Source organism: Exiguobacterium sp. s189, from assembly GCF_018617615.1.
Lineage (GTDB): Bacteria > Bacillota > Bacilli > Exiguobacteriales > Exiguobacteriaceae > Exiguobacterium > Exiguobacterium aestuarii_A.
Genome location: NZ_JACSKM010000006.1, coordinates 42,018 through 62,779 on the forward strand (window position 1 = coordinate 42,018; position 20,762 = coordinate 62,779).

Annotated in this window: 15 protein-coding genes; 12 read left to right on the forward strand and 3 right to left on the reverse strand. The window is 48.7% G+C overall.

Annotated elements, in window-relative coordinates; genetic code table 11:
- Positions 1-24: 24 nt before the first annotated feature.
- Positions 25-888 (reverse strand): aminoglycoside phosphotransferase family protein, encoded by an 864-nt coding sequence (locus tag KNO99_RS09025; RefSeq protein WP_214747618.1) that lies wholly within the window; start codon positions 886-888, stop codon positions 25-27.
- Positions 889-1,078: 190 nt separating this feature from the next.
- Here KNO99_RS09025 and KNO99_RS09030 point away from each other — a divergent pair, with 190 nt between their 5' ends.
- From KNO99_RS09030 to KNO99_RS09075, 10 genes are all read left to right on the forward strand, one after another.
- Positions 1,079-1,552 (forward strand): PTS sugar transporter subunit IIA, encoded by a 474-nt coding sequence (locus tag KNO99_RS09030; RefSeq protein WP_214747621.1) that lies wholly within the window; start codon positions 1,079-1,081, stop codon positions 1,550-1,552.
- Between the two features lie 100 nt (positions 1,553-1,652).
- Positions 1,653-3,200, forward strand: coding sequence for a fatty acid--CoA ligase family protein (locus tag KNO99_RS09035; protein ID WP_214747624.1), 1,548 nt, complete (start codon positions 1,653-1,655; stop codon positions 3,198-3,200).
- Between the two features lie 92 nt (positions 3,201-3,292).
- A complete protein-coding gene (locus KNO99_RS09040; RefSeq protein WP_214739359.1) occupies positions 3,293-3,595 on the forward strand; it encodes a metal-sensitive transcriptional regulator in 303 nt (100 codons plus the stop codon).
- Between the two features lie 11 nt (positions 3,596-3,606).
- Positions 3,607-5,718 (forward strand): heavy metal translocating P-type ATPase, encoded by a 2,112-nt coding sequence (locus KNO99_RS09045; protein ID WP_214747627.1) that lies wholly within the window; start codon positions 3,607-3,609, stop codon positions 5,716-5,718.
- Positions 5,715-5,921: a copper chaperone CopZ gene (copZ, locus tag KNO99_RS09050; protein WP_214747629.1), complete on the forward strand. Its 207-nt coding sequence runs from the start codon at positions 5,715-5,717 to the stop codon at positions 5,919-5,921. Before KNO99_RS09045 ends, copZ begins: the two co-directional genes overlap by 4 nt.
- A 309-nt stretch (positions 5,922-6,230) precedes the next feature.
- A complete protein-coding gene (locus KNO99_RS09055; RefSeq protein ID WP_015880954.1) occupies positions 6,231-6,893 on the forward strand; it encodes a response regulator transcription factor in 663 nt (220 codons plus the stop codon).
- A 26-nt stretch (positions 6,894-6,919) separates the two neighbouring features.
- Complete coding sequence (locus tag KNO99_RS09060) at positions 6,920-8,260, forward strand: sensor histidine kinase (protein ID WP_251131010.1); 1,341 nt, start codon at positions 6,920-6,922, stop codon at positions 8,258-8,260.
- A gap of 127 nt (positions 8,261-8,387) precedes the next feature.
- Entirely contained in the window at positions 8,388-8,858 is a 471-nt protein-coding gene (locus tag KNO99_RS09065) for a competence protein ComK (RefSeq protein ID WP_214747635.1), read from the forward strand.
- A gap of 86 nt (positions 8,859-8,944) precedes the next feature.
- A complete protein-coding gene (locus tag KNO99_RS09070; protein ID WP_214747638.1) occupies positions 8,945-12,013 on the forward strand; it encodes an efflux RND transporter permease subunit in 3,069 nt (1,022 codons plus the stop codon).
- Positions 12,014-12,140: 127 nt separating this feature from the next.
- Positions 12,141-12,551: a hypothetical protein gene (locus tag KNO99_RS09075; RefSeq protein ID WP_015880958.1), complete on the forward strand. Its 411-nt coding sequence runs from the start codon at positions 12,141-12,143 to the stop codon at positions 12,549-12,551.
- A gap of 30 nt (positions 12,552-12,581) precedes the next feature.
- Here the strand turns inward: KNO99_RS09075 and KNO99_RS09080 are convergent, their stop codons facing one another.
- A complete protein-coding gene (locus KNO99_RS09080; RefSeq protein ID WP_214747639.1) occupies positions 12,582-12,971 on the reverse strand; it encodes a hypothetical protein in 390 nt (129 codons plus the stop codon).
- Between the two features lie 55 nt (positions 12,972-13,026).
- Entirely contained in the window at positions 13,027-13,407 is a 381-nt protein-coding gene (locus KNO99_RS09085) for a truncated hemoglobin (RefSeq protein ID WP_214696163.1), read from the reverse strand.
- A 159-nt stretch (positions 13,408-13,566) separates the two neighbouring features.
- Between KNO99_RS09085 and addB the strand changes: the two genes are divergently transcribed.
- Both addB and addA read left to right on the forward strand, forming a co-directional pair.
- Entirely contained in the window at positions 13,567-17,004 is a 3,438-nt protein-coding gene (gene addB, locus KNO99_RS09090) for a helicase-exonuclease AddAB subunit AddB (protein ID WP_214747643.1), read from the forward strand.
- Positions 16,982-20,599, forward strand: a complete 3,618-nt coding sequence (addA, locus tag KNO99_RS09095; protein WP_214747645.1) for a helicase-exonuclease AddAB subunit AddA — start codon at positions 16,982-16,984, stop codon at positions 20,597-20,599. The genes addB and addA overlap by 23 nt, the downstream gene beginning before the upstream one ends.
- The last annotated feature ends 163 nt before the right edge of the window (positions 20,600-20,762 follow it).

The window sequence follows — 20,762 nt, forward strand, 5'->3', positions numbered from 1 at the left end:
CTTTTTGATGTGATTCAAGAAAGGTTAACTTATTTCTGCTTTAAGGATGTCTAGGTTTCTCTCATAAAAATCTATATTTTTTTCAAGTCCTCTACGGTTACACCACCCAATACTGTTAAAAGCATCAGTAAATCGATAAAACGGAAGAACGCGATCGAGATCGATCAATGGTCGAATACTTGTGTAACCTTCTTGATAGGCTTCGTATAACTGTAAGTCATGACTCAGATAGTCCCGATAAATCTTAGTGAAATCGACTTCTGTTGAACCAAAACGAACGGTTTCAAAGTCAATCAAACTTGAGACTTCAGATGATGTGACGAGGATATTACCTGGTCTAAAATCCATATGTATAAAACTAGGTCCATCAGGTTCCGGGAGCTGCAGTTTCATTTTTTCAAAAGTATGAATGGCTTTGTTATATAATGATTCCTCCAACAAAGGCTTTGCATCTGTCGCAAAACTATAAAATTGACGATTTAGAAATTGCGGCCACTCTTGAAAAACATTTTCGATATATGTGATTTTTTGATTAGTTGGTGGTGGAATGGAATGCATCTTAGCGTGCACTTCTCCCACCTGAAAAGCGATTGTGGTCGATGAATCTACGGAAAGTTGTACACCGGTTGATTCTTTCAAGAGCAGGGCACCGCTTGAATGTTCATCACCGGTCCAAAAGTCTAGCAATGTCGGAATTGGAATGTGAGCTTTTAAAAGTCGGTAAGCTTCAAGTTCACGAAATAATTTCACTTTCGAGAATGGGATTTTGATATAGACAGTCTCACCATTAGCTTGCACACACCGATAAACAGTTGAACTAAATGAATTTTCAACAGGAGCGGAATGTTGAATGTCCAAATCAAAAATATGGATAAGTTTTTCGAGCAATGTTCTCCCCCCTCAACACAAAAATCTATACATCTGACTAAAATACTTCACTCCAAAGTATAGCACCGGATTGTAGATGTTTGGCAGTTTCGTGAACGTTGATGCTACGGATTGCACCTAGAAAAAATAAGGCGTATCATAATTTATGCAAACGCTTTCGTAGAGGCTGATCAAAATAGGAGGAGTAACGATGTATCGAAAGCTCAATGAATGGATGGATCCAAGTCGGATGTGGGTGACGGAACAAGCGACGTTTGAACGGGCTGTCATGGCGGTAGGACTAGAGTTGGAACGTAAAGAGATTGTCGATTCTTCATTTACACGAGTGATCCTGGATCAAGAAGCGATTATTCCGTCCGGAGTGAGTGACGTGGCCGAGCCGGTGGCTGTTATTGATATCCCAATCTCTATTTCAAAACGAGATGGCATCTCCCTCCTTCACCTGTTGAATCCATGCGAGGTGAAGACGATCACCGGTGAAACGATTTACGCGAAAGCCATCTTATTGATTACAGCTACGACGGAACCGAAAAAGCAGGCGTATCATAAATTGATCGATGATTTACTCATGGATGATGAGGCACTCCAAGCGCTCGTTCACGTGCAAAGCCGAACGGGATTATATCACTTACAAACGAACTTTTTGGAAGCGTTTTCTTATTGAAACATTTCATGTACAATAGAAGTAATTGAAAAGAGCGCGGACAACGTGCTCTTTTTTATGGCTCAAAAGTGAATCATCATTCATTTAAAGGGGGATTACCATGGCAAACTTAGTCAAGTCACTACAAGAAGTGGTGGCCGCTCACCCGCAAAAAGCCGCGTATGTGTTTGGGGAAGACACGGTGAGTTACGGACAGTTTTATGGGCAAGTCAAGGCGATGGCATCGACGCTTGAACAAAAAGGGATTGGACAAGGCGATCACGTCGCCCTTGTTCTCGGCAACAGCCCAGCGTTCTTGATCGCGTACTTCGCCGTGTTGTCACGTGGAGGGGTCGTCATTCCGATCAACCCTACATACACGCCTGATGAAATGGCCTACATTCTGCTTGATGGGGACGTCAAAGGGATTGTCGGATTGTCACCGCTCGTCGCGCAGGCAGAGGCGGCACTCTCGAAGTTGCCTCAGTTGAAACTTGTCATCTCTGTCCCGTATGCGGATGTACCGGCATTGAAGCGTGAAGGTGAAATTGAGTTTATCCCATTCGCGGAAGCGTTCGCAGAAGCGGAAGGGACGTTCATTGAAGTGGACGAGGAAGAGGTCGCCGTCATTCTCTATACGAGTGGGACGACTGGAAAACCGAAAGGTGCTCTATTGACCCACCGCAACTTGTTCTCGAATGCGCATTCGATTGGAGAGTATTTGGACATCACACCGGAAGACAAGGCGTTGGCGGCATTACCGATGTTCCACGTATTCTGTTTGACGGTCATCGTCAACGCGCCACTCCTTCGTGGGGCGACAATCGTCATCTTACCGAAGTTCTCACCACAAGATGTATTCGACTTGGTGCCAAAGCATCGTGTGACGTTCTTTGCAGGAGTACCGACGATGTACAACTTCTTGCTGCAGACGGCGATGAAAGTACCGGCCTATACGTCTGCGTTGAAACATGTCCGTGTGTTCGTCTCGGGAGGGGCGAGCTTACCGGTCCAACTGCTCGAGTCGTTTGAGCAGATGTTCGAATGTAAGATTCTCGAAGGGTATGGTCTGTCTGAGGCGTCACCGGTCACTTGCTTCAACCCGCTTCACGGCGACCGAAAAGCGGGATCCATCGGACCTTCAATTGTTCATGTCGAAAACAAAGTCGTCGACGAGCTTGGGGAAGAAGTTAGCGTCGGTGAAGTTGGAGAGTTGATTGTACGTGGACCGAACGTGATGAAAGGGTATTACAAGTTACCGGAAGAGACGATGATGACGCTTCGCGACGGATGGCTCTATACAGGAGATTTGGCTCGACGTGACGAGGACGGCTATTTCTATATCGTCGACCGGAAAAAAGATATGGTCATCGTCGGAGGTTATAACGTATACCCTCGTGAGGTAGAAGAAGTTCTATATCAACATCCTGATATCGTGGAAGCAGCGGTGATTGGTGTGCCGGATGCGGAGCAAGGGGAAGCGGTGAAAGCGTTCGTCGTCACGAAACATGAAGACGTGACAAAAGAGGATATTCGTGCGTACACACAAACGAAGCTGGCGAAATATAAGCAACCGACTTATATTGAAATCATCGAAGAACTTCCGCGAAATACGACAGGTAAGATTTTACGAACCGTCTTGAAGAGCGAGGCATTCCAAAATAGTTGAGTAGAAAGGAGCGACTTCATGTCGTTCCCTTTTTTATCTTTTCATTTGACACTATTACGGGGTAGGGGTATATTGGTGGTGAGGTGATCAACATGGATGAATTTTTGCATGACCAACCACTCGTTCCGCGTGATGATGCTGAGCGGGAGGCACTCGGAAAGCGTCTCAAACGAATCGAGGGACAAGTCCGGGGGATTCAAAAGATGGTCGAGAACGACCGCTATTGTGTCGATATTTTGACACAGACGTCAGCCATTCAGGCCGCGCTGAAGCAAGTCGAGATGCAACTGTTAGAACGTCATATGCGCAAGTGTTTGGTTCACGCAAGTGAGACGGAAAACATGGAACCTTACATTGATGAATTGATGACGATTGTCAGCCGCATCAAAAAATAAGGAGGGATTTCATGAAAACCGTTGAGTTATCCATACAAGGAATGACCTGTGCGGCTTGTTCGGCACGAATTGAAAAAGTGTTGAACAAGATGGACGGTGTCGAAGCGACGGTTAACCTGCCGCTCGAGACGGCAACCATTCGTGTCGATGAAGGCATTACAGAAGAAGAACTGATCGCCCGAATCGAAAAAATCGGATACGGAGCTGAACCAAAAGTGGAGATGGCGCCACCGCATGACTTACGTCCATTACAGCGGAAAGTCATCATCTCTGCCTTGTTGTCGGCACCTTTACTCCTCGTCATGTTGACGCATATACCAGGACTCGGATTTCATGCACCATGGCTGATGAACCCATGGTGGCAACTCGCTCTGGCGACGCCCGTTCAGTTTTGGATTGGCGCACAGTTTTATCAAGGGGCCTATAAGAGCTTAAAGAGCGGTTCGGCGAACATGGATGTGCTCGTCGCGACGGGAACGTCGGCCGCATACTTTTACTCTGTTTTTGAAATGATTGTACACCCGATGAATCCGCATCTTTACTTCGAAACGAGTGCCGTCCTCATCACGCTCGTCTTGCTAGGGAAATGGTTAGAAGGACGAGCGAAAGAGAAGACGACCGATGCGTTAAAATCACTCTTATCGCTTCAGGCGAAAGAGGCAATCCTCTTTGTTGATGGAGAAGAACGGTCTGTCGCCGTTGAGCTCGTCAAAGTAGGTGACGTTCTCGTTGTGCGTCCAGGAGAAAAGATTCCGGTAGACGGACGCATCATCGAAGGAGAGACGGTCATCGATGAATCGATGTTGACCGGTGAATCGATTCCTGCCGAGAAAACGGTCGAGGCTGAAGTCGTCGGCGGTACGATCAACCAGTCCCACCGGATCCTCATGCGGGCAGAACGAGTCGGGAAAGAGACGATGCTCGCTCAAATCGTCCGTGTCGTCGAGCAGGCACAAACGGATAAGGCGCCGATTCAACGGCAGGCCGACCGTATATCTGGCGTGTTCGTGCCAATCGTCGTAGCCATAAGTGCCGTCACATTTGCCGTCTGGGCATTTCTTTTAAATGATATCGATACGGCCATTCGCGCATCGATCGCAGTACTTGTCATCGCTTGTCCGTGTGCCCTCGGATTGGCAACACCGACATCGATCATGGTCGGAACGGGACGAGCGGCAGAGCAAGGTGTATTGTTCAAAGGTGGCGGGCAACTTGAATCACTCAATGAAGCAAACATCGTCGTTTTTGACAAAACAGGAACATTGACGAACGGAACACCGGAAGTGGTAGAAACGTTCGGAGATGAAGCGGCGCTCCGCCGTGCCGTTATGGCAGAACGCCAATCGACGCATCCTTTGGCAGCTGCCATCGGTCGAGAACAAGGTGATGGTATCGTGACGAAAGTGGAAGAGTTGGCCGGACGAGGAGTCAAAGCGGTCGTTGATGGGAAAGAACTTGTCATCGGGTCTGTTCGAATGATGGAAGAGCTCGGATATAACTTGCCAGATTGGTCGATGCGGGCGATGACCCCGGTCTATGTCGCAGATGAGAGCGGGATTGTCGCGGCGTTCGGGTTGCAGGATCAATTGAAATCGAAAAGCCGTGACGTCGTGCAAGCACTTAGCCAAACACGTGACGTGTACGTGTTGACGGGTGACCGAAAAGAAGTCGCCTATGCGATTGCCGACGAACTTGGCCTTCCCCATCATCAAGTCATTGCCGAAGTCCTTCCGGTCGAAAAGGCAGACCAGATTGAACGCTTGAAGCAATCAGGTCGTGTCGCTATGGTAGGGGATGGGATGAACGACGCCCCCGCCCTTGCGGTCGCGGACGTCGGGATTGCATTCGGTAGTGGTACTGATGTCGCGCTCGAGGCGGCAGATGTTACAATTGTAGGGCAAGACATTGAAGGCGTGAGTCGAGCGATGAATATGAGCCGTTTGACGATGAAAAATATTCGTCAAAACTTGTTCTGGGCGCTCGCTTATAACAGTCTTGGCATACCGGTCGCTGCAGCGGGGTTACTTGCCCCATGGATTGCCGGTGCGGCGATGGCGTTCAGTTCGGTGTCTGTCGTCTTGAACGCATTACGATTGAAAACACAAGGAGGATCATCAACATGAAAGAAACAACATTGACAGTAGAAGGTATGACATGTAATCACTGCAAAGCTGCCGTTGAGGGAGCATTGAATGAATTGAAAGGTGTCGAATCAGCAACCGTATCGCTCCAAGAGCATCGGGTCGACGTGATTCACGAAGATTCTGTCTCACGCGAGGCAATGGTCGAAGCAGTCGAAGAACAAGGATACGACGTAAAGGCATAACGATGAGGGGTCCCGAGTAAAATCGGGACTTTTTTTGTTGTATTCAATGCACAGGATCTATGCTATATTTAAGGTGATAATGAGAATCGGTATCAACAGGAGGCGGACATCATGGAAATCATCATGATCAGTGGAGTGTTGGCGTTGATTAGTGGGGGCACAGCGTTTTTGACTCAACAGCTACGAACAAATTCAGTACGTTGAAGAAGGTGCGATTTCGTTACCTTCTTTTTTTTGACTCTAAACCTTTCCCATCATTTCACGACAATTGTTTGATATGATGAGAAAAAACGTGTTGAGGTGACTTGAATGTATACAATCTACTTAGTCGACGATGAAGCAAACTTGAATAAAATGCTCGTCACGTATCTAGAACAGGAAGGGTACAACGTTCGCTCATTCGCGGACGGGACATCCGCGCAAGAAGCCATCCCGGATCAGCCAGACTTATGGGTGCTCGACATCATGCTGCCGGACTTAGATGGTTTTCAATTGCTGAAACAAATCAAGGCAGTCAATGCCAATACACCGACCATCTTCATTTCAGCCCGAGACGAGGACATCGACAAGATCATAGGTCTTGAGATGGGATCAGATGACTACATTGCGAAACCTTTCCTCCCGAGAGAACTTGTCATTCGCGTTAAGAAGTTGATTGACCGTGTCTATGGGTCGAAGTCGAATGAACATATCGAGTACGGGGAGTATACGATCTATCCGGACAAACGACTCATCAAACATGGGGATGAAGAGATTGATTTGACATCGAAAGAGTTTGATTTACTTCTTCTCTTCCTCGAACATCCTGGTTCGGCTTTATCACGTGAACAGATTCTTGAAGGGGTTTGGGGGAACGATTATTTCGGTTCGGACCGAGTCGTCGATGACTTGGTGCGTCGCGTTCGTAAGAAATTGCACCGACTCGAGCTCGAAACGCTTTACGGTATCGGCTACCGTCTCGTCAGACCATGATGAACGCCATCAAGCCGAAGCGTCTCATGTGGAAGATATGGGTGCTCATCTTGCTCATCATCGTGACCCTCGCGCTCATGATTTTGATTACGGTCCGCTCTTCCATCACCCAGTTCATCGATGAACAAGTATATGAGACGTTACGAGATGTAGACTATTATTTGGGCAATACGAACGAGTTGGAGAATTATCCGCAAAATCCAATCGAGTATGACCGACGTCAGCAAGAGTCACGTTCGGTCAACCAACTGATTTTTCTTCCGAACGGACGAATTATCTACGGATCGGCACCACTCGAATTGACGAACCGGATGTATCAGGAGGCGTTGAACCAAAGTGGTCAAGTCGAGCGATATCAGACGACGATTGACGGGGAAGACGTCTACTACATCATTCGTCAAAACGAATATGATGGTACAATCGTCTATCAAGCATCCTACGCTTGGGATGCGTACCGTCGTGAATTAGTCTCGACGTTGTATTGGCGCATTTCAATTCTGATTGGTGTCATCAGCCTCTTGTCACTCATCCCGGCACTGCTCATGTCTCGCCAGTTGACGAAACCGATCGTCGAGATGGAACGTGCGGTCGAGAAAATTTCGAATCGCCAATGGGAGACAGCACTTCCATTGGATCGTCAGGATGAGCTCGGACAACTGGCCCATTCAATCGATGCCATGCGCAAAGAATTGAAGGAACAGGATCTCGCCCAACAAGCGTTACTCCAAAACATCTCACATGATTTAAAAACGCCAATTATGGTCATCCGTGGATACGCTCAGTCGATCGGCGACGGGATCTATCCGACGGGAGACTTGAAGGGGTCTTCTGAAGTTATTGACGAAGAGGCATCTCGACTCGAAAAGAAAGTTGTCGACTTGCTGTATGTGACGAAGCTCGAATATTTCAAAGGACAAGAGATGAAACTTGAACCGATCAATTTGGATAAATTGATGGAACTCCTTGTCGCGCGCTTTAAACTGAGAGGACAGCTCGATTGGGAAATCAATGGAGAAGGCGGAGAGATGCTCGGGGACGGGGAACAAATTCGGGTCGCATTCGAGAACGTTCTCGACAATGCGCTTCGTTATGCGGAGACATGTATCCGCATTGACTTGAACCGAGACGAATCCGGCGTGGAAATCATTATCTTTAATGATGGACCACCCGTTGACGAGAGCCTCGATTTATTCCATCAGTTCTCTCGTGGCAAACAAGGGAAGTTCGGACTCGGATTATTTATCGTCCAACGGATTGTGACACTTCACACAGGGGAAGTCTCCCTTCGAAATACAGGAGACGGAACTGCGGTGAGATTTTATTTTCCGCGACTCAAACCGAACCATGCTTTAAAATCTAACGCTTGATTTTGAAAACCAGCCAAGAAACGGCTGGTTTTTTTATGGGAAATGTCAAAAAGTCGATTTGCGGGGCGTGCAGAATCCTGGTATGAATGACATGTAAGTCATTACATACGTTATGGGGGATGAAAAGATGAGTAGATTGACCAATGAAACGAGAGCTTTAATTCCTGTATTTAACGAGTTTGGCGAAGCGGAGACACTCGTGTATCAACCGGAAGGTGTGATGCGAGTGAAAGGGTCACCCATCGACCTGTTAGAACATGCATGTTTGTACTATGGATCGAGCATCCAAGGCAGAATCGAAGCGGCGCGTCACGTCCTCGGTCCACATCGGAAGACGCCTGTCGTGATGGATTGGCACGCTGACGCGGTCTTCTTTCCGACGATTGCAAAGGAGAGCCCAGACTGTGCGTGGATCAATTTTCAGCACGTGACAGCCATCAAAAAAGACGGAAATCAGACACTCATTCAGTTTTTGACAGGTGAATCGGTCAAGGTTCACGTATCCGACCATACGGTGGCAAGGCAAAAACAACGATCAATCGAATTATCATACGCATTTCAAAAACGTTTCCATGACAGCACATTGCAACACGCTTAAGGATTGAATTCAATACGAAACCCCTCTATGATGAAGAAGAGATATCATATGTGTATTTGCACATCTTCCGAAAGTGAGGGGTTTTTATGTTTTTTGAAAAAATGATTGAGCGAGGGAAACTGGTCATCGTGTTCCTTCTCGTCGCAATCGTCGTAGGTGTGCTGACGTTCTTCCAGCTCCCTAAACGTGAGATTCCTGAAACGGGAATCAACATCGTACTCGTTCAAACACCATATCCTGGTGCGACTGCCGAAACGGTTGAACGTAGTGTGACTGGCGTGTTAGAAGAAGAACTACGTAGTCTAGAAGGAGTGGAGAACGTGACGTCGATTTCGGCTTCAGAGTTCTCAAACATTACGGTCGAGTATGCAGATGGGACTGACCAGGCAGAGTTTCAGGCGAACGTACGCCAAGCTTTGTCTGACGCGACACCAAAGCTGCCAGAAAATGCACTCGCACCGACAGTCAATGATTCGCTCGGTCAATTACCGGTCGCCTCTTACTTGTTGACAGCGGATGATCGTGAATCATTCGAAGATGTTCGTGCAGACATCGAGGAATTAGAATCGAACCTTCTGCGAACAGATGGTGTGACTGGAGTCACCATCAAAGGTCTACCGGAGCAAGAGTATGTCGTCTCACTCGACTCCGAAGAACTCAGTGCACGGCAGCTCGCCTTCCCTGACGTGTTGACAGCAATCAACGAAGAGTACAAAACGACACCGCTCGGTCGCCAATCGACCGATGAAGGCATCTATCAACTGGCGATCGACAACTTGACGAATGTGAACGACATGGAGCAAGTCATTGTCGGTTCATTTAACGGAGAGCCTGTCTTGTTAGAAGATGTCGGAACGGTTGAAGAGACAGCGAAAAGTGAGACGGACCTCGTTTCACTAGACGGAAAACCAGCCGTTTCCATCACTGTACCGATTGAGTCAGGTTTGGATATCCCGACGATGCAAGACCGTGTCAACGAGGTAGTGGAAGACGGTCTTGGAGATTTGGACGGTTTTGAGCTTGTTCCGTATTATGAACAGGCGAAGGCTGTCGATGCAATCTTCTCGTCGCTGACGCGTGAATTCATTATCGCCATCATCGCCGTCATCGCCGTGACAACGATTGGTCTCACGTTCTCTGGGTCAATCATCGTCAGTCTGGCAATCCCGTTATCATTCTTGATCGCGTTGATCCCGTTACAGTTCACCGGGGTCGACTTGAACCAAATCTCGATTATCGGAGCAATCATCGCCTTGGGGATTTTGGTCGATGACGCAATCGTCGTCAACGACAACATTTTGCGACGGTACCGTAGTGGGGATTCCGCGATGCTCGGAGCAGTGCGGGGAACGAAAGAAGTATGGGGCTCGATTGTCACGTCGACACTCGCTGTCGTCTTTGCCTTCCTTCCGCTCACGTTACTGTCTGGCGCGAACGGAAACTTCATTCGTGCCTTGCCGACGGTGCTTGCGCTCTCTGTTTTGGCCTCGATGGTCATCAGTTTGACGCTCGTGCCGATCGCACAGTATCGCTTGAACCGAAAAGAAGTGAAAGTATCGAAGCGTGAACCGGGTTGGCTCGGCGGACCACTCAATCGTCTCAGTAACTTCTATGCCGACCGTCTGTTACCGAGTGTCGCGAAACGTCCTTGGACGTTCGGGATTGTCGGTTTCGTCATCACGACAGCGTTATATGGCTTGATTCTTCTCACGCCGTTTGAGTTCTTCCCGGCGGCGAACCGTCCGGAAGTCGTGACAAGTGTGACGCTACCTGTACAGACGGATTTAGAAGAGACAGAAGCACGTCTTGAAGAAATCGAAGCAAGGTTCCAAGAAGAAGAAGGGGTCGTTGAAACATCAATCTTTGCAGGTAGTGGACTTCCTGGTCTATTCACGGGTGGACTCGATCAGTCCGGTGAAAACACAGGGCAAGTCGTCGTTCGTGTCGATAATGAATCAATCGATGCCATCGAGTTGATTGATCAATACACGAATGAGTTGCGTGAGGCATATCCTGATGCAGAAATCTTCTTAGATACGCAACAACAAGGACCACCGGCATCGGCTCCTGTCGAATTCACGATGCGTAGCGAAACGATTGATCAGCTCGTCGCTGCACGTGACCAAGTGAAGGCCGACTTGGAAGAAATCGATGGCGCCATCGTCCTCGATAACATCAAAGAGCCGTTCCAAACGCTCACATACGAACTAAATCGTGAGGAGATGGCCCAAGCGGGTGTCACAGCGAAAGCCATCAGTGATCAAATCCGACTCGTCACAGACGGGATTCCAATCGGCACGTTCGATGACGGTGTGGAACAGCGTGACGTGAAGATTGTCATCGATGCGGAAGCGAACCGTGAGGCACTTGCGCTTGATGACATTTTAATCCCGGTCGAAACGGAAGCCGGTCCACCTGTTGCGCCACTTAGCACGTTCGTGACAGAAACGACGACTGAGCAAATTCAACAAATTCCTCGCGAGAACGGAGAACGTTCGGTCACACTCCAAATTTATGCGAGTGAAGGCATGGATGAAGATGCGTTCAAGCAAGATGTCGAGCAAGTGTTGGATGACGCGAAGTCTGGGTTAGAGGATGAAGGAATCACGTTCGACCAGTCCGGAGCGAGTGATACGCAGAATGAGTTCTTCTTAGAGCTTGCGACATTGTTCGTCGTCGTCTTGTTCTTGATTTACTTGATCATCGCGTTCCAGTTCAACTCATTGTCATTACCACTTCTCGTATTGTTCACAATTTATCTCGCAATCGCTGGAGCGGTCGTCGGGTTGTTCGTGACACAGACGCCGTTCAGTTTCATGGCATCGATGGGGATGGTATCGCTTGCGGGAATCGTCGTCCGGAACGCAGTCGTCCTGTTCGAGTTTATCGAACAGCGCATTCGTGAAGGCTTACCGGTCACGACCGCCGTGTACGAAGCCGGACGTGCTCGGATTCGTCCGATTCTCTTGACAGCACTTACCGCAGTCGTTGCCCTCCTACCGGTTGCACTTGGAGAAGACCCGCTCTTCAAACCGCTTGCGATTGGAATTGTATCGGGTATTCTATTCTCGACTGTGTTGACTCTCGTGCTTGTCCCGGCATACTACCTGATTTTGGCGAAACGCCGTCACAAGGACAAACCGTTTACAGAATGATTCAGCTTGAAGATGTGATGCCGTATGGTGTCACATCTTTTTTTGAACCATTTGTCACATGTTTTGGGTGATGTTGTATGGGTATAATTAGAAGAGAGGTTTTGAACAGTATGGGAGGGAATTGAAGATGAACGATTCATATACTTGGCTTAATCGCCGTAAAGTACGACCCGCATACAGTGTGACGGGGAGCCGTTCTTGGTCGAGTGAGCGTGTCGTTCGACCAGACCGTGCGCGTGGGAAGATGGTACGCGACGTGAAACGTGTACGTCGTCCATATGTAGACGAATACGGCAATCGTCGTTGGACGACGGGACGTGTCGTCGTCACGGATGCGTCACGTAAGGCACGGGCGCATGGACATGGCGATACAGCCGTACAGTTAGAGTTCTCGACACCAACACCGTATGAGCGTGTGAAAGAGATGATCCCGACGAAGCGCGTTCTCGTTCCGGTTGTGGCCGGACTTGCCGTTGTCGGTGGGATTGCTGGTGTCGCATATGCACTCCGTAAAAAGAAACGAAATAAGAAGAATTAAAAAAAATCGCCGAATTTTTCGGCGATTTTTTTATTTGAAGCGTTCAGCGAGGATACGCTCGAGTTCACGTTGCCCGAGTTCACGCATTTCTTCCTCGTTTTCTTCGTCGTATGCATCGTCCGTGAAGCGTCCGACAAATTCGACTTTGCCGTTTCCAAGTTCACGGAACACTAAGTTTTTGCGATCGTTGTAAAAGACGACACGGTACTCACGACCATTTTCATGATCGTAGTTGAAGACGCCTTTGATGTGATCCATGTTCTTCTCTTCCGGTTGATCCTCATCATCGTCCTCATCTTCTTCTGCTTCAGCAGCTTCGTTAGCTTCATCAAGCGCGTCGGCGAGGACTACCGTTTCTTCTTTTTCTTCTGTCTCCTCTTCTTCAGATGAGACGACTTCTTTTTTTTCTTCTTCTGTCATGTGAAACGACCTCCTTTACTTACTTTCCTATCATACCCACTTTTTATAGTTGTGACTACTCAAAATGATGCGAGCAAACACGGACGACATTCGAAGAGGACATGATCAGTCGCTGGAAGAGCTGACGTTTGATCGATTCTGGCGCATCGACTGTCTTGAGCGCTTGCTCCATGCATCCGAGCCAATGTCCGGCATGTGTCTCAGAAATCGGATGTTCATGATGAATCATCGCTAAATTTCCACCACCGCGACGTTCCGAATACAACTTCGGACCACCGAGCAATTGGGTCAAAAATTCGAATTGGTGTTGCTTCACCCGCTCTTTGTCTTCCGGAAACAGCGGAAGTAGAATTGGGTCGGCATAGACGAGGTCATAAAACGCGTCAACGAGTTGTTGAACGCCGCTTTCGCCTCCAAATTGTTCATAGGCACTCACATTCATTCCCCCTCATATGTTCAGTCTAATCGATTTCGAACCAAAATGGGAATGATGCAAGCTGTGACTTTTTTGACTAGGGTAAAGAGGAGGTTTCCCTCTACAAATAAGAGCAGATGGTTCATAATGAAAGAAAAAAGGGAAGGAGTGTTCGCTAAAATGACAGTAACCTTTCACGTCGGTCGATCGGGGACGGGGAAAAGTGAACGAATGATCGAACAGGTCATTCAGGAACTGAAACAAAACCCGAGCGGACCAACGATTTATATGATCGTGCCGGACCAAATGTCGTTTGAAATGGAGAAGAAGATGGCGACAGTGGACGACCTGCGCGGCTCGACAAGAATCCAAGTACTATCGATGCGCCGTCTTGCATTTTTGATGATGCGGGATGCGGGAGTGGCGACCGACCAATTTTTAGATCAGACGGGGACACATTTGTTATTGCGGAGAGTCGTCGAGATGAGCGAGGAACGATTGACCTTGTTTCGTCGAACGATGAACCAGTTCGGATTTTATGAAGAGTTGAACCAACTGATTTCGATGTTGAAGCGAGGACTTGTCGAACCTGAACATCTGTTGCGGTTGAGTGAACAAGCGCAACACCGTGCTTTGAAGTTACAGGACCTCTCCATCATCTATGAAGGATTTTTAAAGATGACTGAAGGTAAGTCACTACATGCGGAAGATTACTTCAACGTCCTGTTGCAACTGTTGCCCGAGACGGATTTGACGGGAGTCCGTGTTTACGTGGACGGATTTAATGAGTTCTCGGAGCAGGAATTAGCCGTCCTCGTCGGTCTTGCGGAAAAAGTCGACGTCGATGTGTTGCTGACGCTCGACCCTTCATCGATGTATCGTCCTGACCCATTGTTTGGACCGACGCAACGGACGCTCATGCGCTTCAAGGAACTCTTGTCGGAACGGCAACTTCAATCGGTCGACAAACCGTATGACACCATCTATCGCTATAAGCATCCAAGCCTTCGCTATTTAGAGGCGACGTTTGACCAGATGACGGCAGAGCCGTATACAGGGGCAGAGAACCGCGTCGATTTACATGCTGCCGTCGACAGGACTGTCGAGGTGGAGGCGGCCGTTCGAGAAGTCATCCGACTCACCCGTGAAGAAGGATATCGTTACCGGGATATCGCGCTCATTTCACGTTCACTCGAAGAGTATGGCGATTTGGCATCGCAGGCGTTACAAAAGATGGGACTTCCTTACTTCCTAGATGAACGGCAACCGATGCTTGACCATCCGCTCGTCGAATTGTTGAAAGCAACCATCGACATCGCCTTGCGTAGCTATCGGGAGGAAGCGGTCTTCCGGGCATTGAAGACGGAACTCGTCGTCCTCGACCCGACACATCGACGCACGTCCGTTGACCGTCTCGAAGCGTTCGTCATTGAGCGCGGAATCAAACACTATCATTGGCACGATGCATGGCAATTGCGTCGTCGTACAGGGGAAGAAGCGCGACTGACGAGTGAAGAGCTAGACGTCGAAGCGGAGTTGAATCGATACCGGGAACGCGTCATCGAAACGTTCGATCCGTTGTTAGCGGATTTGAAGCAGGCGAAGACGATGCAAGCCTACACACATGCCATGTATGCCTTTTTGGAGCGGATTGGTGTATCCGACTGTCTGACCCATTGGCGTGACGAGGCGATTGAAGAAGCGCAGTTGCTCGAAGCCCGTGAGCATACGCAAGTATGGGACGCGGTCTTACATTTGCTCGAACAGTTGGAGGCGGCAGCTCCGGAAGAGACGTTGTCGACGGAACTGTTTCTCCAGATGATGGACACTGGGCTAGACAGTCTACGTTATGCGCTCATCCCACCTTCACTCGATCAGTTGACGGTGACGGACTATGTCCGTGGTCGATTGATTGATAAAAAAGTGGTGTTCTTGCTCGGGGCAAATGAAGATCAAATCCCTCTCGTCACGACACAGTCCAAACTGTTGACCGATCACGACTTGGACTTCATGCATGAGAACGGGTTGCGTGCCGGAAAAGCGACCGAGCACTTGTTCGATGATGAAACGTATTACTTATATAAAGCAGTGACGGCACCGAGTGAGCGTCTCTATATTAGCTACGCCCTCGTCGACAGAACCGGTAAGGCGGTTCAACCGGCACGTTTTATCGCTGATTTGAAGGCGCGTCTCCATAAAAACATCATCAAGACACACTTTGCTGAAGCAGGAGAGCACCGACCACGTGACCAATTCGCCTTTTTGACGAACGTGAACCAGACGGCAGCGGTCACGGCTCTTGAACTGCAACGATTGAGTCGTCATTATCCGATTCAAGATATGTGGTTCGCCGTCTATAACGAACTGTTAAAACATCCGGACGGTCGTGAACGTTTGCAGTTGTTGACGAGCGCCCTGTTCTATCAAAATATCCCGAAATCACTAGACGACGATGTGGCTAAATCTCTTTATACACCGTCAATTCGGGCGAGTGTCTCGCGACTTGAGACGTTCCAAGCATGTCCGTTCAAACATTTTGCGAGTTATGGCTTGCGTCTGAAAGAACGCCGATTGTATCGACTCGAGGCACCGGATATCGGAAATTTGTATCACCGAACGATTGAACATATGTCACAAACGGTGAAGATGGACGGAAAAGAATGGCGGGACGTGGCGCCTGATGAATGTGTGAACTTAGCGGAACAGGCAGTAGAACTCGTGACGCCTGAAATCCAACATGCCATTCTGATGAGTTCAAATCGTTACGCCTATTTAAAGAAAAAGTTGACGGACGTCGTCAGCAAGACGGCAGAAGTATTGATTGAACAGTCGAAACGGGACGGATTTGACCCGAAAGCGTTTGAACTCGCGTTCGGGAGTGGGCAGTTCCCACCTGTCTCGTTCACGTTATCGAATGGAGCCACGTGTGAGCTCATCGGCCGCATCGACCGTGTCGACACGGCGATGGTCCACGATCAGCTGTACGTTCGTATCGTCGATTATAAGTCGAGCAAACGTGAAGTCGACTTCGCTGAAATTTACTATGGTCTTGCCATGCAGATGCTCATCTACTTGAAAGTATTGATTGAACAGGCGGAGGTATGGACGAAAGAGAATGTAGCGCCGGCTGCGGCACTGTATTTCCACGTTCATCGCCCACTCGTCCCACCGGCAGGTTCTGAGGAAGAGACGCGACAGAAAGTATTGGAGTCGTATCAGATGCAAGGGTTGTTGGTCGACGATCCGGAAATTTTGGAGATGATGGACCGCTCTGCGAAAGGGTCTTCGAAAAAATCAATCGTCATCCCGGTCAAATATAAAAAAGATGGCACACCTGATTCGAATACACTGAAGAAGATTGTCACACCACCTCAGCTCGAACAATTGATGGACCATGCGTTTGGCGTCGTCAAATCGAGTGCCGAAGAGATGTATGAAGGAAAAATTGACGTAGAACCTTACGAATATAAAGAGCGCCGCCCGTGTCAGACGTGTCCGTACCAAAGTGTCTGCCATTTTGACGAGGCACTCGCGAATGAACCACGCAAATTGAAAAAGTTAGAGAAAGAAGATGTATTTCAGGAGTTAGGAGGGGATGACCGTGAAATGGACGAATGATCAATTCGCCGCAATTGAAGCGAGGGGAAGTCACGTACTCGTCTCGGCTGCGGCCGGTTCAGGAAAGACAGCAGTTCTCGTTGAACGGTTGTCTAGCCGATTGCTGGACGAAGCGGATGCGTTGACGGCAGACCGTATGCTCGTCGTCACGTTTACGAACGCGGCAGCTGCAGAAATGAAGCGACGCATCGCAAAGGCGCTCGAAGAGGCGTTGCGCGACGACCCGACGAATGAGTACGTCCGAAAACAACGACAAATGTTGAATCGGGCTCTCATTACAACCATCCACTCGTTTTGCTTAGAAGTGATTCGCGAGAATTACTATTTGTTAGACTTAGACCCGGCATTCAAGATTGCGGAAGAACGTGACCTCGTGCTCTTACAAGATGATGTGTTAGAAGAGGTGCTTGAAGAGGAGTACGGAAAGCAAGATACGGATTTCTTCGCCCTTGTCGATGCCTATACGTCAGACCGTGGCGATAGCGAAATCGAAGACCTTATTCTTGGTCTTTATCATTATGCTCGTACACTCCCAGACCCTGACGCCTATTTGGACAAACTCATTTCGATGTATTCGTTCGGCGATGACCCGGATCATGAAGCCATCCTCATCGAGTTCGGTCACATGCTGTGGCAGGACATTGAGAAAGCGGTGCGTGATCTTCGGAAGCTCGAGGCGGAACTTCGGGTTGCAGGCTATGAACCGCAGTCGGAAAACATTCGTCAGGCGATTTTCCCGTTTGAACAGTTAGAAGGGGAAGAAATTGTCTGGAGTGAACTTGAAACGGCTGCACGTGCGATGAAGTTTGGGACGATGAAAGCCGTCCCTAAAAAAGAGGAGCATCAAATTTATCATGAGGTGCTCAAACCGGCGTACGATCAAGCGAAGAAGAAGTTGACGGCAGCTGCTGAACGGGCACGTATCAGTGGGGCGGATCTATTAGAGAGCGTCTCGATGCAACAACCTCTCGTCAAGACGCTCGTCCGAACGGTTCGTGCGTTCGGAACGGCGTATGAGCAAGCGAAACGTGACCGAGCCTTCGTCGACTTTAGCGACTTGGAACATTATGCGCTTGCCATTTTGCGGCAGGAGGATGGACCGTCTGACATCGCGGCTCTATACAAGGAACGTTTCGTCGAGGTACTGGTCGATGAGTATCAAGATACGAACGAAATTCAAGAGACAATCATCAACCTTGTCGCAAATGAACGAGAAGAGATTGGGAACTTGTTCATGGTTGGAGACATCAAGCAGTCGATTTATCGATTCCGTCATGCGGAGCCGGGTCTCTTCATCGATAAGGCGACGCGTTTCAAACAGGCGGACACGGGAAAACGAATTGATCTCTCTCAAAACTTCCGAAGTCGGGCAGAGGTGCTTCATGGCATCAATGACTTGTTCGTCCAGCTCATGGATGAAGAGGTCGGAGAAATCGCTTATGATGAGGCCGCTCAACTCGTGCCGGGTCGTGAATATGAACCGATTCCAGCGCATCCCGAATTCATGATTGTCGACGGGACAAGTCGTGAATTATCGAAACAGGAAGTCGAGGGACGAGCCATCGCAACCCGAATCCTAGAATTAGTATCTGGGGATGAACCGTTCAAAGTGACGGATGAAGTGACGGGCCAACTAAGAAACTGTGAGTACCGGGACATCGTGATTCTCGTCCGTTCGAAAAAAGGACGAGTTGAACAGTTGATGGACATTTTGACACAGTACAACATTCCGGCTTATACGGATTCAGATGGCGGCTATTTTCAAGCGACAGAGATTCGAATGATTCTTGCTCTCTTGAAAGTGATTGATAATCCCCTTCAGGACATCCCACTCGCCGGTGCGCTCCGTTCCCCGATGTTCCGATTTGATGATGGGGAATTGGCACGAATCCGACTCGAGTCCGAAGATTCTTTCTTTGAAGCTTTGAAAGCAAAAGCGGATGATGATGACGAGCTTGGCGTGAAGTGTGGAGATTTTCTCGATCGTCTTTCCCACTGGCGTACGTATGCACGCAACCATAGCTTGTCCGAATTGATTCAACAGCTGTTTAACGACACAGGGTTTTATGACTTCTCGGGTGGATTGCCTGGTGGGAAAGGGCGCCAGGAAAATTTAAAAGCACTTTATGACCGTGCCCTCTCTTATGAGCGAAGCGGCTATCGTGGACTGTATCGCTTCTTACGTGTCATGGACCGTTTACAAGATACAGGAGAAGATTTATCCGAGGCGCGTTCTCTCGGTGATGAGGAGAACGTTGTTCGCATCATGACTGTGCATAAGTCAAAAGGTCTTGAGTTCCCGGTGACGATTGTCGCCCAGCTCGGAAAACAGTTCAATACACTCGACCAGAAACAGCGTGTCATTTTCCATAAGCAATATGGGATTTCGCTCGATGCGATTGATGTCGTGACACGCACGAAATCGGAAACGTTCGTGAAAGAGATGATCCGACGAGATTTGGACGCAACGATGAAAGCCGAAGAGATGCGTGTCCTCTATGTCGCATTGACACGGGCAAAAGAGAAACTCATTCTCGTCGGCACGGTTGGAGATTCAGCTAAACAGCTCCAGCAATGGCTACAGGTCGGGCAATCTGGGGAATTGTTAGCGAGTGAGGCGAGACGAGAGGCGAAAACGTATTTGGACTGGATTGCACCAGCACTTTTACGTTTGCCGAGTGCCTCGACATTTATCGAGTCGTTTGGTTTCACGGTACCCGCTTCATTTTATGAATCGACTTCGTGGACGTACCGTTTGATTGGAGAAGATGATCTTGCAGAGATTGCGACACTTCAAGAAATGATGGCACAACTCCACCATGTGCAACGATTTGAAGCGATTGATTTTCCTATTCAAAATGAGGATGAGACGATTCGTGCCGTCCACAAAGCGTTAACTTATAGCTATCCAGCTCAGGATGCTGTACGCACAGCGGCGAAACAGACGGTGACGGAATTAAAACGGGCGATGCAACTGGAGCAAGCCGCCTTCGAAGACCCGGTTCGTCCAATCGATACACCTTATCGGGAGCCGAAATGGCGTCAAGTGAAACAGACCGGTGCCGAACGGGGGACTACGTTACATTTGATTTTCCAAATGGCTGATCCGAACCAACCGATTGTCGATCAAATCGATCAATGGGAGAGACACGGTATGCTGAGCCCGGTCGAGGCTGAGACGGCGCGTCTTGCCATTCCTGACGTCGAAGCATTTTTCCAGACCGACGTCGGGCAAGCGCTCGCCGACGCGCTTGAGCGCGGCACGGCGTGGCGAGAGCTTCCGTTCACCTATACCGTTCCGGCTGAACGAGTCAACCCGGATGGACAGTTTACGGATGAGGACGTCTTGATTCAAGGGATTATCGACTGTCTGTATTTCGACGGAACATCGTATGTCCTGTTGGATTATAAATCAGATGCCGTCGTCCATTTGTCCGAATCTCGTGAAGACGCACACGAGCGACTCCGTGAGCGATACGCGATTCAGTTGCAACTGTACCGAGAGGCCATTGAGACGATTTGGGAGATTCGTGTCGAACAGACGCTCATTTACTCACTTGATTTACAAGAAATCGTCACGGTAACAACTTCATAAAGGCTACACGTTGAGCGATGTCAGCTACATGACATCGTTCTTTTTGTTATGTGCATTTTCACATTCTAAATCGTTGACAAGTGAGTGGAGGAGGAGTAATTTATTTTATATAAGTAATTGTTCCATATAGAACAATACGAAACGGAACGATAAAAGGAGTGAA

What these genes read in the sequence shown, in the direction of transcription:
- KNO99_RS09060 (WP_251131010.1), top strand. Translation starts at nt 6,920, where the DNA reads ATGTGGAAGATATGGGTGCTCATCTTGCTCATCATCGTGACCCTCGCG.
- KNO99_RS09030 (WP_214747621.1), top strand. Translation starts at nt 1,079, where the DNA reads ATGTATCGAAAGCTCAATGAATGGATGGATCCAAGTCGGATGTGGGTG.
- KNO99_RS09055 (WP_015880954.1), top strand. Translation starts at nt 6,231, where the DNA reads ATGTATACAATCTACTTAGTCGACGATGAAGCAAACTTGAATAAAATG.
- KNO99_RS09045 (WP_214747627.1), top strand. Translation starts at nt 3,607, where the DNA reads ATGAAAACCGTTGAGTTATCCATACAAGGAATGACCTGTGCGGCTTGT.
- addB (WP_214747643.1), top strand. Translation starts at nt 13,567, where the DNA reads ATGACAGTAACCTTTCACGTCGGTCGATCGGGGACGGGGAAAAGTGAA.
- KNO99_RS09075 (WP_015880958.1), top strand. Translation starts at nt 12,141, where the DNA reads ATGAACGATTCATATACTTGGCTTAATCGCCGTAAAGTACGACCCGCA.
- copZ (WP_214747629.1), top strand. Translation starts at nt 5,715, where the DNA reads ATGAAAGAAACAACATTGACAGTAGAAGGTATGACATGTAATCACTGC.
- KNO99_RS09065 (WP_214747635.1), top strand. Translation starts at nt 8,388, where the DNA reads ATGAGTAGATTGACCAATGAAACGAGAGCTTTAATTCCTGTATTTAAC.
- KNO99_RS09040 (WP_214739359.1), top strand. Translation starts at nt 3,293, where the DNA reads ATGGATGAATTTTTGCATGACCAACCACTCGTTCCGCGTGATGATGCT.
- addA (WP_214747645.1), top strand. Translation starts at nt 16,982, where the DNA reads ATGACCGTGAAATGGACGAATGATCAATTCGCCGCAATTGAAGCGAGG.
- KNO99_RS09035 (WP_214747624.1), top strand. Translation starts at nt 1,653, where the DNA reads ATGGCAAACTTAGTCAAGTCACTACAAGAAGTGGTGGCCGCTCACCCG.
- KNO99_RS09070 (WP_214747638.1), top strand. Translation starts at nt 8,945, where the DNA reads ATGTTTTTTGAAAAAATGATTGAGCGAGGGAAACTGGTCATCGTGTTC.
- KNO99_RS09080 (WP_214747639.1), bottom strand. Translation starts at nt 12,971, where the DNA reads ATGACAGAAGAAGAAAAAAAAGAAGTCGTCTCATCTGAAGAAGAGGAG.